This window comes from Acinetobacter sp. IK23, from assembly GCF_035615275.1.
Classification (GTDB): domain Bacteria; phylum Pseudomonadota; class Gammaproteobacteria; order Pseudomonadales; family Moraxellaceae; genus Acinetobacter; species Acinetobacter seifertii.
This window is the reverse complement of record NZ_JANBNX010000015.1, coordinates 53,675-66,680: the sequence shown is the minus strand read 5'-3', so window position 1 is coordinate 66,680 and position 13,006 is coordinate 53,675. Positions and strand designations below refer to the sequence as shown.

At 38.9% G+C, this 13,006-nt stretch carries 13 protein-coding genes; 4 read left to right on the top strand and 9 right to left on the bottom strand.

The window, feature by feature from the left end; translation table 11 throughout:
- Window positions 1-10 precede the first annotated feature (10 nt).
- The 5 genes from MSG95_RS11755 to ppx are packed head-to-tail and all read right to left on the bottom strand — an operon-like array spanning window position 11 to window position 5,110.
- Window positions 11-580 (bottom strand): YggT family protein, encoded by a 570-nt coding sequence (locus MSG95_RS11755; RefSeq protein ID WP_002054582.1) that lies wholly within the window; start codon window positions 578-580, stop codon window positions 11-13.
- A 21-nt stretch (window positions 581-601) separates the two neighbouring features.
- A complete protein-coding gene (gene proC / locus MSG95_RS11750) occupies window positions 602-1,438 on the bottom strand; it encodes a pyrroline-5-carboxylate reductase (RefSeq protein ID WP_077164738.1) in 837 nt (278 codons plus the stop codon).
- Window positions 1,413-2,813 carry a tRNA lysidine(34) synthetase TilS gene (gene tilS / locus MSG95_RS11745; RefSeq protein WP_077164731.1) on the bottom strand — a complete coding sequence of 467 codons (1,401 nt, stop codon included), beginning with the start codon at window positions 2,811-2,813 and terminating at the stop codon, window positions 1,413-1,415. Before tilS ends, proC begins: the two co-directional genes overlap by 26 nt.
- The gene (locus MSG95_RS11740; protein ID WP_004698563.1) at window positions 2,750-3,571 is read right to left on the bottom strand and encodes an acetyl-CoA carboxylase carboxyltransferase subunit alpha; all 822 of its coding nucleotides are present in this window, start codon (window positions 3,569-3,571) and stop codon (window positions 2,750-2,752) included. The genes tilS and MSG95_RS11740 overlap by 64 nt, the downstream gene beginning before the upstream one ends.
- A gap of 18 nt (window positions 3,572-3,589) precedes the next feature.
- A complete protein-coding gene (gene ppx / locus MSG95_RS11735; protein ID WP_077164729.1) occupies window positions 3,590-5,110 on the bottom strand; it encodes an exopolyphosphatase in 1,521 nt (506 codons plus the stop codon).
- 279 nt (window positions 5,111-5,389) lie between these two features.
- Between ppx and trxA the strand changes: the two genes are divergently transcribed.
- Complete coding sequence (gene trxA, locus MSG95_RS11730; protein WP_002054512.1) at window positions 5,390-5,716, top strand: thioredoxin; 327 nt, start codon at window positions 5,390-5,392, stop codon at window positions 5,714-5,716.
- A gap of 320 nt (window positions 5,717-6,036) precedes the next feature.
- Window positions 6,037-7,305: a transcription termination factor Rho gene (rho, locus tag MSG95_RS11725; protein ID WP_001054522.1), complete on the top strand. Its 1,269-nt coding sequence runs from the start codon at window positions 6,037-6,039 to the stop codon at window positions 7,303-7,305.
- Window positions 7,306-7,491: 186 nt separating this feature from the next.
- On the opposite strand, the gene MSG95_RS11720 is transcribed toward rho, so the two are convergent.
- Complete coding sequence (locus MSG95_RS11720; protein ID WP_077164728.1) at window positions 7,492-7,626, bottom strand: hypothetical protein; 135 nt, start codon at window positions 7,624-7,626, stop codon at window positions 7,492-7,494.
- Window positions 7,627-7,719: 93 nt separating this feature from the next.
- Here MSG95_RS11720 and MSG95_RS11715 point away from each other — a divergent pair, with 93 nt between their 5' ends.
- Window positions 7,720-7,986 carry a hypothetical protein gene (locus tag MSG95_RS11715; protein ID WP_077164727.1) on the top strand — a complete coding sequence of 89 codons (267 nt, stop codon included), beginning with the start codon at window positions 7,720-7,722 and terminating at the stop codon, window positions 7,984-7,986.
- Between the two features lie 167 nt (window positions 7,987-8,153).
- Here the strand turns inward: MSG95_RS11715 and MSG95_RS11710 are convergent, their stop codons facing one another.
- From MSG95_RS11710 to pheS, 3 genes are read right to left on the bottom strand one after another with little or no spacing between them, the layout of a single operon-like run.
- Window positions 8,154-8,450 (bottom strand): integration host factor subunit alpha, encoded by a 297-nt coding sequence (locus tag MSG95_RS11710; protein ID WP_000126166.1) that lies wholly within the window; start codon window positions 8,448-8,450, stop codon window positions 8,154-8,156.
- On the bottom strand, window positions 8,447-10,828 hold the full coding sequence (pheT, locus tag MSG95_RS11705; protein ID WP_324624789.1) for a phenylalanine--tRNA ligase subunit beta: 2,382 nt from the start codon (window positions 10,826-10,828) through the stop codon (window positions 8,447-8,449). The genes MSG95_RS11710 and pheT overlap by 4 nt, the downstream gene beginning before the upstream one ends.
- Window positions 10,829-10,860: 32 nt before the next feature.
- Complete coding sequence (gene pheS, locus MSG95_RS11700; protein ID WP_002054514.1) at window positions 10,861-11,841, bottom strand: phenylalanine--tRNA ligase subunit alpha; 981 nt, start codon at window positions 11,839-11,841, stop codon at window positions 10,861-10,863.
- Between the two features lie 157 nt (window positions 11,842-11,998).
- On the opposite strand from pheS, the gene MSG95_RS11695 reads away from it, so the two are divergent.
- Window positions 11,999-13,000, top strand: coding sequence for a hypothetical protein (locus MSG95_RS11695; RefSeq protein WP_077164725.1), 1,002 nt, complete (start codon window positions 11,999-12,001; stop codon window positions 12,998-13,000).
- Window positions 13,001-13,006 lie beyond the last annotated feature (6 nt).

Below are 13,006 nucleotides of genomic sequence, written 5' to 3'. Positions count from 1 at the left end.
TTGTCTAAACTTAAAGTCCAGTTAAAAGAACTTTAGCGACTTCATTCATTAAGATCTCGGCAATATACAGTGCCAAGAATGCCAAAATTGGAGATAAATCAATCATTCCCATATTAGGCAACAAACGACGGAATGGTGCCAGTAATGGTTCAGCTAAATCTTGGATCACCTCAATATAAGGTGAACGAGATTGAGTGAACATAACCACCCAACTCAAAATGATTGTCGCAAAAATCAAATAACGGCAGAAACGAATCAAATCTTGAATCATGGTCACAAATGTCAGAATCACTAAATGAATCGGACTATTTGGCATTGAGCCAGAAAGATACATTACACCGAAAATTTTCAGTAAATATAAAATAATTAAAAGAACTAACGCGGCTAAATTGAATCGGCCTTTTGCGACCGTTGGAAAAATTCGGCCAAAAATATCAACAATTTTCGTCGCTTTTACTGTCGATAAAACCACAGGATTATAAGGACTTACTGCCGCCAATTGCATTAAAAAACGGAAAAAGACCAATAAAATCGCGACATTAATTAAAATTCCAAAAATTAGCGCAGAATTTGCACCCATAGTTGTCTTATCCTATTTAAGCTATTTTGCACTGTCACTCAGTTCTTGAGCCAACTCTTGACTACGCTTCTGTGCAGCAGCCAATGCAGATTGAATATTTTGGGAGATTTGTGCACGGTCAAAAACTTCAAGTGCAGCTTGTGTCGTACCATTTGGTGATGTCACATTCTTACGAAGTTCAGACGGAGTATTTGAACTCGTAATTGCCATTTGAGCTGCACCTAATGCCGTTTGAAGAGTTAAAGCAGTGGCAATTTTTTCATCAAGTCCTAAATTTTTACCAGCACGGATCATACTTTCCATGAGATAGAAAAAATATGCAGGACCTGAGCCAGAAACCGCCGTTACCGCATCAATTTGAGCTTCGGAGTTTACCCAAATTGTTAAGCCTGTGGCTGCTAAAATTTGACTCGTTAATTCACGATCCGCAGAGCCCACCACATCATTTGCATAGATACCATGCGCACCAGTTTGAACGAGGGCTGGCGTATTTGGCATAACTCGAACAATTCGGTTGCTATCAATTAAGTTTGATATCGTTTGAATTTCAGCACCAGCGATAATTGATATAACCAATTTATCTGATAAAAGTCCTTTTAGAGGACGCAAAACAGTTGCCAAAACTTGTGGTTTTACTGCCAATACAACGACATCAGCATTTTTAATTGCAGCCACATTATCTTGTGTTACATGAACTTCTTTTTCTTGTAATAAATGGCGGATTTGTTCAACTGGATCTGAAACGGTAATACGTGTTGGCGGTAAACCTCTTGAAATCAGGCCACCAATCAACGCTTGGGCCATATTACCACCACCAATAAAACAGATATTACTATTTACTGCACTTGTCATAACCATATTCGCCATTTACCAGATCACAAGAATGAGAAATTAAATCTGGTTGCCATCCTCCTTGCTCACAATACGGAGACTGAGCCAACCAAAATCCTTTCGGTGTAAAAACCCCAAGCATAACATTATCTATGACTAATATTTGAATTGTATGACGAAGCCAAGGCAAAATATGTGCTTCTTGAATTGCTTTTTTTAATGGCCATTGCCCAACACGACCATATAAATGGACTTTTTCACCGCCTTGACGTCGAATTATTGTCAATTTTTTATTTAATAAAGATGGACTCAAACCGATATTTTTTTGTGTGATCTGAAAATTTCCTGAAGCGTAATACACTATTTCCCCCATTTGGAAATGATGCTCCGACTCTACTTCAACTGGATTTAATGTTTCAGCAAGAAAAACTTGCTTACTTAATCTATAAAGGTAATTTTGATAACGGACATAGTAAAACTGATTCCAGTGCAAAGCGGCTTGCGCATCAGACTTTGAATTAATTACTTCACTCTTTAACCGCTCAACCATTTCAAATGCAGGCCGATATTGTCCATCACCTTTCATCCAAACAGAAAGTAATTGACGCTGACGTGCAGATGTCAACTCTAGTAATTTAGTTAAATCTAAACACTCAGCCGTGCCACAATGCTCTAAATCAACTTTTAAAACTTCTTCTAAAATTTCAGAAGCGTCTTGCATCAGGTAACTGGTTCGGCTTAAAGCCTGCTGCATTTTTGGAAATCGGCTTTGTAAGAATGGCCAAAGCTCTTCACGTGACCATGCCCGATCATAATGAATATCATAATTTGTAGGATCATTTACATACTCAATTTCAAGTTGAGCGGTCCAAGCAGCAATTTGTTCACGAGTTAAATCTAAAAAAGGACGCCAAATCGCCATATCTACACGATAATCAATAGACTGCATAGCAGCAAGTCCATCAACACCAGCTCCCGACAACAATCTTAATATAACTGTTTCGGCCTGATCTTGTTGATGGTGTGCAAGCACTAAAGTTTCATTAGGTTGTAAATGCTGTAGATAAGCTTGATAACGTGCCTGACGTGCTTGAGCTTCCAAATTACCATCAGTAACTTGGACTTTTTGAATAATATAAGGGATATTTAAACTTATTGCTTGATTAGCAACTAGTATCGACCATTCTGCACTTTGTTCTTGCAGTTGATGATCAATGTGAATTACTCGGATCTTTTGAGGGAAAATTTGAGACATCAAATGTAGCAGCAGCATTGAATCCATGCCGCCACTACATCCAATAAGAAAAGAGCTATTCTCTGAAAACTCTTGAGACTGCTTTAAGACGCTATGCCTAAATTTTCGCTGCCAAACTTCATTAAACGTTGATAACGTGCTTCGCATCGTTCATTTGCATCCATTGGTAGCAATTCATCTAAAGCTTGCTTCAAAACTACTTTTAGATTTTGCATGACACGCTCAGGGTCTAAATGAGCCCCTTCGCCTTCATCTACTACATATTCAACAATACCTAAAGATTGCAGCTTATCTGCTGTCAAACCTAAAGCTTCACTTGCTTGAGCCGCTTTTTCAGCAGTCTTCCACAAAATAGATGCACAGCCTTCTGGTGAAATAACAGAATAAATACTATGAGATAGCATAATTACTCGGTCAGCAACACCAATACCTAAAGCCCCCCCAGAACCGCCTTCACCGAGTACTGTTGCAACCACAGGAACTTTCAAACTTGAAAGTTGAGCAAGACTCGTTGCAATTGCTTCAGCTTGTCCACGCTCTTCAGCACCAACACCTGGGTAAGCGCCCATAGTATCAATAAATGTAAAGACTGGAAGATTAAAACGCTCAGCCATATCTAATAAACGCTGAGATTTACGGTAACCTTCTGGGTTCGCCATACCAAAGTTGTGCTTTAATTTTTCACGGGTACTACGACCACGGTGTTGTCCAATGACCATCACAGGTTGACCGTCAAAACGAGCAAGACCACCTACCATCGCACCATCGTCACCAAACAAACGATCACCATGCAAGGCATCAAACTCTGTAAAGATTTCACCGACATAATCTAGAAATTGCGGACGATCAGGATGACGTGCAATTTGAACCGTTGTCCACGCTTTGGACTGAGTAGCTTTTTTCATAGGTCGAATATTATCCCTTTAATCGATAAATTTTTCCGACTGAATATTCAATTCAATGTCCCAATGCTTAAACTGCTCTTGCTCATCATGCAAGTCGGCAACTAACAATGGCCATTGTTTGGCATCACCAGAAACACTAAGCTGCCATTGTTGATCATTTATGATGGTTAATTCAATGGCAGGAAGCATCTGATCACTGCGACTATGATTGAGTAAAACTGCAAGACGAAGTAATAAACTTAGGTAAAGTAATTTATTACCGCCAGCCTTCAAAACTTCATTTTTTACATCATTACGTAATTTACGTCGATGGTGAGCAACTAAATGTGAAAGATGATTTTGATCAATTTGTGAGAAACCAGGAATATCAGAATGCTGTAATAAATAAGCACCATGACGATGATATCCACCGTGACTAATTGCTAAACCAATTTCATGCAAATAGGCTGCTCTACGTAGTAAGTCACTGTCTTCACTAGTTAAATTAAGTGATTTTGCAACACCATCAAATAAATGTTGGGCTGTATTTACGACACGCTCTGCTTGTTTAGGATCGGCGTTATAGCGCCCCATTAAGGCCTGTACACTACGATCCCGAATATCTTCATGCTTAAAACGACCTAACAGGTCATACATGACTCCTTCACGTAATGCACCATCAGAATATGCCAAACGTTCAATTTCTAAAACTTCAAAAACTGCGTACAAAATTGCCAATCCGGCTGGCAAAACTGCTCGTCGATCTTCTCGTAAACCTTCAAAATCAATTTCAGAAATATTTTTGAACTTAAGTAGTTTATCTTTGAGTTTATATAGGCCTTCTCGAGTGACATTTTCTTGTTCGTCACTTAACCCCATATTCACCACAATTTGACGGCAAGCTTTAATCGTTCCACTTGAGCCAACAACAGTATCCCAACCTTCCATCTTATAAGTCGTTGCGATTGCTGAAAGTTCTTTACGGGCAGCAACTACAGCTTTATCAAAGGCTTTTTGCGTGATTTCGCCATCAGCGAAATAAGCTTTTGTATATGCCACACATCCCATTTGTAATGATTCTGTATAAATTGGCTCAAACTCTTCGCCAATAATAAACTCGGTAGATCCCCCACCAATATCTACAACTAAACGACGTCCGCCATTAGCCATCGTGTGAGATACACCAAGATAAATCAAACGAGCTTCTTCACGACCCGCAATAATTTCAATAGGTTTAGGTAAAATTTCGGCCGCTTTTTGAATAAATTCATGACCATTTTTAGCCTGACGCAAAGCGTTGGTTGCCACAATTCTTAAACGATTGGGTTGAACCGAACTTAAACGTCCAACGAAACGAGCTAAACATGCTAATCCACGTTGTTGCGCTGCTTCTGTTAGGTTTTTATTTTCATCCAGACCAGCTGCAAGCTGTACTTTCTCTGACATTGAAGCCACTTTTTTAACTTCACCATGATCTACCCGTGCAATCGCAAGGTGAAAACTGTTCGACCCCATATCTATGGCAGCAAGTAATTCTTCATCAATCAGAAAGTCAGACATTATTGAACTAAACCCATAACAATTCACGCCTAGAGTAATTCACAAGAATGCAATTGAAAAGCCATTTTCATCAACATTTATTAGCCATCGATATTTTTCTATTTGTTAAACGATTGTACAAGCCGATGATGAATATCGTGAGCATCCATTAGACAAATTTAGTTAAGCCTTGAATAATAGCATCAAACCCTTACATTGAACTAAGTAGCTATGTAATACTGATAGAGATTATATCCTCACACAGTGATAGCACTTTTTTCTAAAAATTGGAGCCGTACCATGTCTGCGACTATTGTAAATACAACTGATGATAACTTCCAAGCAGATGTTCTTGATGCTGAAACACCTGTACTTGTTGACTTCTGGGCAGGTTGGTGTGCACCTTGTAAAGCCATTGCACCTGTTCTTGAAGATTTATCAAGTGAATATGCTGGTAAAGTAAAAATCGTTAAAGTTGACGTGACTTCTTGTGAAGATACTGCAGTAAAATACAATATCCGTAATATTCCTGCTCTATTACTTTTCAAAAATGGTGAAGTAGTAGCTCAACAAATCGGTGCTGTACCTCGTTCTAAACTCGTTAGCTTTATTGACGAAAACGTTTAAAACGAAACGTTATAGATGAAAATACGCTATACCTATATAGCGTATTTTTTTCGGCTATAAATTGACAAATTAGCTGATCTCACTTATATTGCATGCTCAAGAGGCACTGAAGGGAATCGTCTTCTGTCCGGCTTCTTACAAGACACAAACATAAAGATCGCCACTCGGCAACAGAAATTGTTTTTTCACATTTCTCTTCGAAACAGTTAATCAGACTTCTGAATTGTTATTGTGTAAATACAATTGCGATACTCTTTTTTGTATGCGAGCGATTTTTCTTCTTTTAAACCACACTCTACTCTTTCCTAATTCTGACCCTTATGAATTTAACTGAACTCAAGAAAAAACCAATCGGCGAACTAATTAAAATTGCTGAATTTATGGGCCTTGAAGGTATGGCTCGTAACCGAAAGCAAGATATTATCTTTGCCATCTTGAAACGCCATGCAATGAATGGCGAAGAAATTTTTGGTGACGGCGTTCTTGAAATTCTCTCTGATGGTTTTGGTTTTTTGCGCTCTGCCGCAGGTTCGTATTTAGCAGGTCCGGATGATATTTATGTGAGTCCTTCACAAATCCGACGCTTTAACTTGCGTACAGGTGATACCATCACAGGTACTATTCGCCCTCCAAAAGAAGGTGAGCGTTATTTTGCGTTGCTCAAAGTTAATCAAATTAACTATGACACGCCAGAAAATTCTCGAAATAAAATTTTATTTGAAAACTTAACTCCTCTTTTCCCAACCGAACAATTGGTTATGGAACTAGGTAATGGTACGACAGAAGACTTAACTGCTCGTGTTGTCGACTTAGTTGCCCCAATTGGTAAAGGTCAACGTTCAATTATTGTTGCACCGCCAAAAGCGGGTAAAACAATGTTACTTCAAAACATTGCGCAATCTATTGTTAGAAACAATCCGGAAGTGTTCCTTATTGTTTTACTTATTGATGAGCGTCCAGAAGAAGTAACTGAAATGGAGCGTACTGTACGCGGTGAAGTTGTTGCCTCAACATTTGATGAAGCACCTGCCCGTCACGTACAAGTTGCAGAAATGGTGATTGAAAAAGCAAAACGTCTTGTTGAACATAAAAAAGATGTTGTGATTTTACTTGACTCTATTACACGTTTAGCTCGTGCATACAACACTGTAATTCCTTCATCTGGCAAGGTACTAACAGGTGGTGTAGATGCTCACGCATTAGAACGTCCTAAACGTTTCTTTGGTGCTGCACGTAACATCGAAGAAGGTGGTTCTTTAACGATCATTTCTACTGCCCTTATTGAAACTGGCAGTAAAATGGACGATGTAATTTACGAAGAATTCAAAGGTACTGGTAACCAAGAAATTACACTTGATCGCCGTATTGCTGAAAAGCGTGTCTTCCCTGCCATGAATATCAAAAAGTCTGGCACACGTCGCGAAGAACGCTTAATGGATGAAGATAAATTACGTAAAGTCTGGATTCTCCGCAAACTTCTTCACCCTATGGATGAGTTGGCTGCTATGGAATTCTTACTTGATCGTATGAAAGAAACCAAAACAAATGATGATTTCTTTGATCAAATGAAACGTAAAGCTTCAACTTAATCAATTTTATTATCATCGAGAAAAGCTACTCTATTGAGTAGCTTTTTTATTTGGTTGACAAGCTTTACACAAAAATACATTTTGTTGTTTTCTATGTAAGAATATATTTAAGTTTTTGAAAACAAATATTTTTAGTATAAAAAAATTAGGTTTTTTAGTAGCTTACTTATACCTTTTCCAATATGTTTAATCTAATTGATTGTTTTTTTCTGTTAAAAAACAGCCTATTTTTTCGTTTTTTCTGCGCTTTTTTGACAGGTGACAGTAGTATTTCAACATTCGCAGTGATAGCATAGCGGCAGACCAGTTAGACTGCTCCATGCGTTGTTACCTAGCTACGTTTAGGAATAATAAAAGCAAAACAGCCTAACTTAGGTTTTTTTAATCTCAAATTTTTTTTGTGAGAGTGATGCCATGTTATTCAAAAAATTCGCTGTTGCTGCTGCTGTTGCCGCTACTTTAGCTTTCGTTGGTTGTTCTAAGAAAGAAGAAGCTCCAGCTGCTGCTGCTGCATCTGAAGCTGTAGCTGCTGCTTCTGAAGCTACTGCTGCTGCTTCTGAAGCTGCTGTTGCTGTTGACGCTGCTGCTTCTGAAACTGCTGCTGCTGCTTCTGACGCTGCTGCTTCTGCTTCTGACGCTGCTGCTGCTGCTACTGACGCTGCTGCTTCTGCTGCACACTAATCTATACTCTAGATTAGATAAAAAAGAGGACTTTATGTCCTCTTTTTTTATGCTTAAATTTTATAATTTAAACAATAGCTACGTTATATACTATTTAAATAATATTTTTCACCTATAGAATATATCTTATTTTAACCCCTTAAAAATTATAAATAAAAAAAAGCAGATCAATCGATCTGCTCATTTCCAACGCGTTGTCTAAATTTCTGACCTGCTCTAAAGGTCACTACTCGGCGAGCAGAAATTGGAATTTCTTCACCTGTTTTAGGATTGCGTCCTGGACGCTCGCGTTTATCTCTAAGTTCGAAATTACCAAAACCAGAAAGCTTAACCTGCTCACCCGCAATCAGCGCTTGGCTAATTTCGTCAAAGAACAACTCGACCATTTGTTTTGCTTCACGGCGATTTAAGCTGGTTAACTCACTTAAATGATCAGCCATGTCTGCTTTAGTTAGTGCTGTCATGAGGCCCTCAATGTCGCTTGATAAGTGTTTTCCAACACTTGGATTATATTGTCCATACCAGATTTAATTTCAGCATCTTCAAGCGTACGTGAAGGATGTTGCCATAGTAGTGCAAACGCTAATGAGCGTTTACCTTCTTCGACACCCTGCCCCGTATACACATCGAATAACCAAGTAGAGTCTAAAAGCTCTCCACCAGTTTTTTCGATTAACTGCTGAATATCTCTAACATTTATATTATCAGAGATTAAAAGCGCAATATCACGTCTAACCGAAGGAAAACGTGATAATTCTGTAAAATTAGATACATAAGATTGCAAAACTGCTGCCTGATCAAGCTCAGCAACCCAAGTTGTGCTCAAATCGAGCTCATTTTCTAAAGATGGGTGCAAACGGCCTAGGTAACCAATTGATTTACCATCAACTAAAATTTCAGCTGATTGTCCCGGATGTAACCAAGCACGCTCTGAGCGTACATATTCAACTTTGACACGTCCAGCAGCTAAAACTTCTTCTACTTCACCTTTGAAGTCGAAGAAATCCATTGGCTGTGGCTTAACATGCCATGACTCTGGTTCACGAGAACCTACAGCAATTAAAGCTAATGTCGGGATTTGCTTTAAATCTTGAATAGAAGCGGCATTTTGATAATCAAAACGTAAGCCCAACTCAAAGAAACGCACACGGCTTTGCTGACGGTTTAAATTATATTGTACACAAGGAATTAAGCTAGAAAGCAAAGTGCTACGCATTGCTGCCAAATCACTTGAGATTGGATTTGCAAGCATTAATGGATTTACTTGTGGGTTCAATTGCTTTTCAAGTTTTGCATCAGCAAAGCTAAAACTAATTGCTTCTTGGTAGCCCAAAGTAACTACTGTTTGCCGTAACTGTGCAATTTCAAAACGATCTTGGTACTTAGCAAGCTGAACATCCATGCTTGGTAGACTAATTTGGATATTGTCATACCCATCAATACGTGCAACTTCCTCAATCAAATCTTGATAAATTGCCATATCGTAACGATGTGATGGAGGAACAACGCTCCACTCACCTTCAGCTTTAACAGTTACGCTACACCCTAGTCGAGTTAAAGCCTCTGTAATGAAATCAGCAGCAACTTGATATCCCAATAATTGGTCTACTTGAGCTTGCTTAAGTTCAATAGCTTCACGTTTTGGAAGTAAATCCGTTTTTTCAGCTACAGTGATAGGACCAAACTCACCACCCGCTAATTCTTTAATGAGCTGAGAAGCACGATTCATCGCAATTAATGGCAATTCAAAATCTACACCGCGTTCATAACGTTGCGAAGAATCTGTATGTAAACCAAAACGGCGAGCACGCCCAGCAATCGCAAGTGGAGCGAAGAATGCGCTCTCCAAGAAGATATCAGCTGTATCATCAGTTACACTTGATGCTAGACCGCCCATAATACCAGCGATTGCTAATGCTTTCTGATCATCTGCAATCACCATTATATCTTCTTGCAACTCAACTTCTTGATCATTCAAAAGTTGTAACTTTTCTTGTGGCTTAGCATGGCAAACGTGCACAGTTCCTTCGATTTTAGATAAATCGAAAGCATGCATTGGCTGACCCAATTCCATAAGGACGTAGTTCGTTACATCAACCAGAATACTGTGAGTACGAATTCCTGAACGTGCTAAAGCTTGTTCCATCCACTCGGGGGTCGCAGCTTTTACATTTACGTTTTTAACTACACGTCCTAAGTAGCGTGGAGCACCATCCGTGCTGATCACTACTTTTTTCTCATCAGTGATTGTCGCATCAACTGACTTGATTTCAGGTTCATTCATTTGCAGTTGATTAATTACCGCAATCTCACGTGCGATACCACGGATACTGAAACAGTCACCACGGTTTGGTGTAATACTGATATCAATGACGTTATCATCAAGTTTCAAATATTCACGAATGTTTACCCCTACTGGAGCATCGGCAGGTAGCTCAAGTAAACCATCGATTTTATCTTCAAGGTCAATTTCAGAAGCACCGCACAACATACCTTGTGACTCAACACCACGAAGCTTACCTTTTTTGATTTTAAAATCGCCTGGTAATACTGCACCAATAGTTGCTACAGGTGCTTTCATTCCAGCACGAACATTAGGAGCACCACATACAATTTGTAAAGGCTCACCTGAACCAATATTCACTGTTGTGACACGTAGACGGTCTGCATCTGGATGTTGTTCAACTGTTAGAACTTCACCAACCACAACCCCAGTAAATGGCTTAGCAACAGGTGCTAGTTCATCTACCTCAAGACCAAGCATAGTCAACTGATCAGATAATGTATCACTATCAATTGCTGGGTTAACCCATATGCGTAACCAATTTTCGCTAATCTTCATCTTTATAAACCTTATTTAATCCTGAAAAAATGTTAGGCAAATTGGCGTAAGAAACGCACATCATTTTGATAGAACATACGCAAGTCATTAATGCCATAACGCAACATTGCAAAACGCTCTACCCCTAAACCAAAAGCAAAGCCTTTGTATTTATCAGGATCAATACCTGCAGCACGTAATACATTTGGATGTACCATGCCACAGCCTAATACTTCTAACCAACGTCCACGCTCATCCATGATATCTACTTCTGCACTAGGCTCTGTAAATGGGAAATATGATGGGCGGAAACGTACTTTTAAATCTTTCTCAAAAAATTCATTCAGTAGGTTAATTAATAAACCTTTTAATTCAGCAAAGCTGGTGTTCTCAGCAACGTACAAACCTTCGATTTGATGGAACATTGGCGAATGCGTTTGGTCTGAGTCACAGCGATATACACGGCCCGGACATACAATACGAATTGGCGGCTGGCTTGTTTCCATGGTACGAATTTGCACACCAGAAGTATGCGTACGCAACAAATGGTTTGCATCGAAATAGAAAGTATCGTGCATAGCACGTGCAGGATGGTGCCCAGGAATATTTAATGCTTCAAAGTTATGATAGTCATCTTCAACTTCCGGTCCTGTTGCAACTGTAAAACCAGCTTTAGTAAAGAACTGGCAAATACGTTCTTGTACTTGAGTAACAGGATGAACTGTACCAATGCGCTGTCCACGACCTGGTAAAGTAATATCAATGGTCTCATTTGCTAGTTTTTGCGCTAGCGCAGCTTGTTGTAATGCCGTTTGACGCTCAGTTAAAGCGCTATTAATTGTTTCTCGAACAGCATGAATCGCAGCACCTTGTACTTTGCGTTCTTCAGGGTCCATTTTCCCTAATGCTTTCGATTGTTCTGCAAGCTGGCTTTTTTTCCCTGTAAATTGCACACGCACCTGATCAAGTGCAACAAGGTCTTGAGCTGCTGCAATGGCAGCAAGCGCTTCTGTGGTCAGGGCTTCCAGTGACATATTAACTCTCAAAGCAACAAATTTAAAAATATAATAAAACACTGCATTCTAACAGTTTTTCACCGTATTGATGAAGTTTATCCATCATGAAAAATGTATTAGGCAACAAAAAGATAAAACGTATAAAATAATACTATCGTCAATGAGATCAATTATTATGGCGCTCAATCAGATTTGGAAACAACAACTTACACTTGTGACCTACGGTAATGAATACCTTCGCCAGAATTTAAGCTTCAACCAATGGCGACAACATCATATTTTTGACCAACATAGTTTTCAGTTTCGTGACTTAATTTCACAGCATTTACTTGCTCAACATTTCCAAGTTTGGCTAGAAGCACTCAAAAAACAGGGAACAACCCAAATCTCTCTTCACTTATCAACCATCTTAAATGAAGAGCAGAATCCAAATAATAATGTAGAACTTTTACCCTATACCCATTTTATTGTGAGCCATCAAAACAATAAAAAAATCGCATGGATTTTTGGCCATGAGCTTGCCGAATGGTACAGCAGCGATAATGAATTTGAGCCACCTTTAAATCAGCGTAGTGATTTACGTTTAGAAACTTTCTGGCGTTTTGAACTAAATGAAAAATTATCTAAGAAAGTTGATGCTGACTTAAAAGCACCTCAATGGGATGAAATTGCTGACTTTATGGAATCTGAGTTATTTCGAAGTAAGTATGCAGCAGGTTTTGCAGAACCAGAATTTCAGAAAAAATATTTTGATGGATCAAATGATGAAATCTCTATAGATAAACAACCAACTCTTGCCCTTATTCCTGAAAACTACCCAGCAGATTGTGCACACCAACTCCTCTACCGCACCCAAGCTTTATCAGATTATTTGGAGCAAAAGAAACGCGCCGCAAATGATCCTTTAGGGGAAGACTTAGACCAAGAACAAATTATTAACTTAAGAAATTTTACCCATAAAACTGATGATCTATTCGCAAAGCTGATTGTTAAAGCTGCCAATCATTATCAAACTGCTCAATTAAAACCTGTTGAGAAACCCTCTCCTTTTGATGCAACAAATGAGTCCGTAACTCATTTAAAAGCACCTCATCATAAAACTGGTGGAACAGGTGTAATCAAGCTCATTATTTTAACCGTTATTATTTGTGCCTTAGCTTATTATTTTGGGCTTTAATCTTGA

What these genes read in the sequence shown, in the direction of transcription:
- MSG95_RS11755 (WP_002054582.1), bottom strand. Translation starts at nt 580, where the DNA reads ATGGGTGCAAATTCTGCGCTAATTTTTGGAATTTTAATTAATGTCGCG.
- proC (WP_077164738.1), bottom strand. Translation starts at nt 1,438, where the DNA reads ATGGTTATGACAAGTGCAGTAAATAGTAATATCTGTTTTATTGGTGGT.
- tilS (WP_077164731.1), bottom strand. Translation starts at nt 2,813, where the DNA reads ATGCGAAGCACGTTATCAACGTTTAATGAAGTTTGGCAGCGAAAATTT.
- MSG95_RS11740 (WP_004698563.1), bottom strand. Translation starts at nt 3,571, where the DNA reads ATGAAAAAAGCTACTCAGTCCAAAGCGTGGACAACGGTTCAAATTGCA.
- ppx (WP_077164729.1), bottom strand. Translation starts at nt 5,110, where the DNA reads ATGTCTGACTTTCTGATTGATGAAGAATTACTTGCTGCCATAGATATG.
- trxA (WP_002054512.1), top strand. Translation starts at nt 5,390, where the DNA reads ATGTCTGCGACTATTGTAAATACAACTGATGATAACTTCCAAGCAGAT.
- rho (WP_001054522.1), top strand. Translation starts at nt 6,037, where the DNA reads ATGAATTTAACTGAACTCAAGAAAAAACCAATCGGCGAACTAATTAAA.
- MSG95_RS11720 (WP_077164728.1), bottom strand. Translation starts at nt 7,626, where the DNA reads ATGGAGCAGTCTAACTGGTCTGCCGCTATGCTATCACTGCGAATGTTG.
- MSG95_RS11715 (WP_077164727.1), top strand. Translation starts at nt 7,720, where the DNA reads ATGTTATTCAAAAAATTCGCTGTTGCTGCTGCTGTTGCCGCTACTTTA.
- MSG95_RS11710 (WP_000126166.1), bottom strand. Translation starts at nt 8,450, where the DNA reads ATGACAGCACTAACTAAAGCAGACATGGCTGATCATTTAAGTGAGTTA.
- pheT (WP_324624789.1), bottom strand. Translation starts at nt 10,828, where the DNA reads ATGAAGATTAGCGAAAATTGGTTACGCATATGGGTTAACCCAGCAATT.
- pheS (WP_002054514.1), bottom strand. Translation starts at nt 11,841, where the DNA reads ATGTCACTGGAAGCCCTGACCACAGAAGCGCTTGCTGCCATTGCAGCA.
- MSG95_RS11695 (WP_077164725.1), top strand. Translation starts at nt 11,999, where the DNA reads ATGGCGCTCAATCAGATTTGGAAACAACAACTTACACTTGTGACCTAC.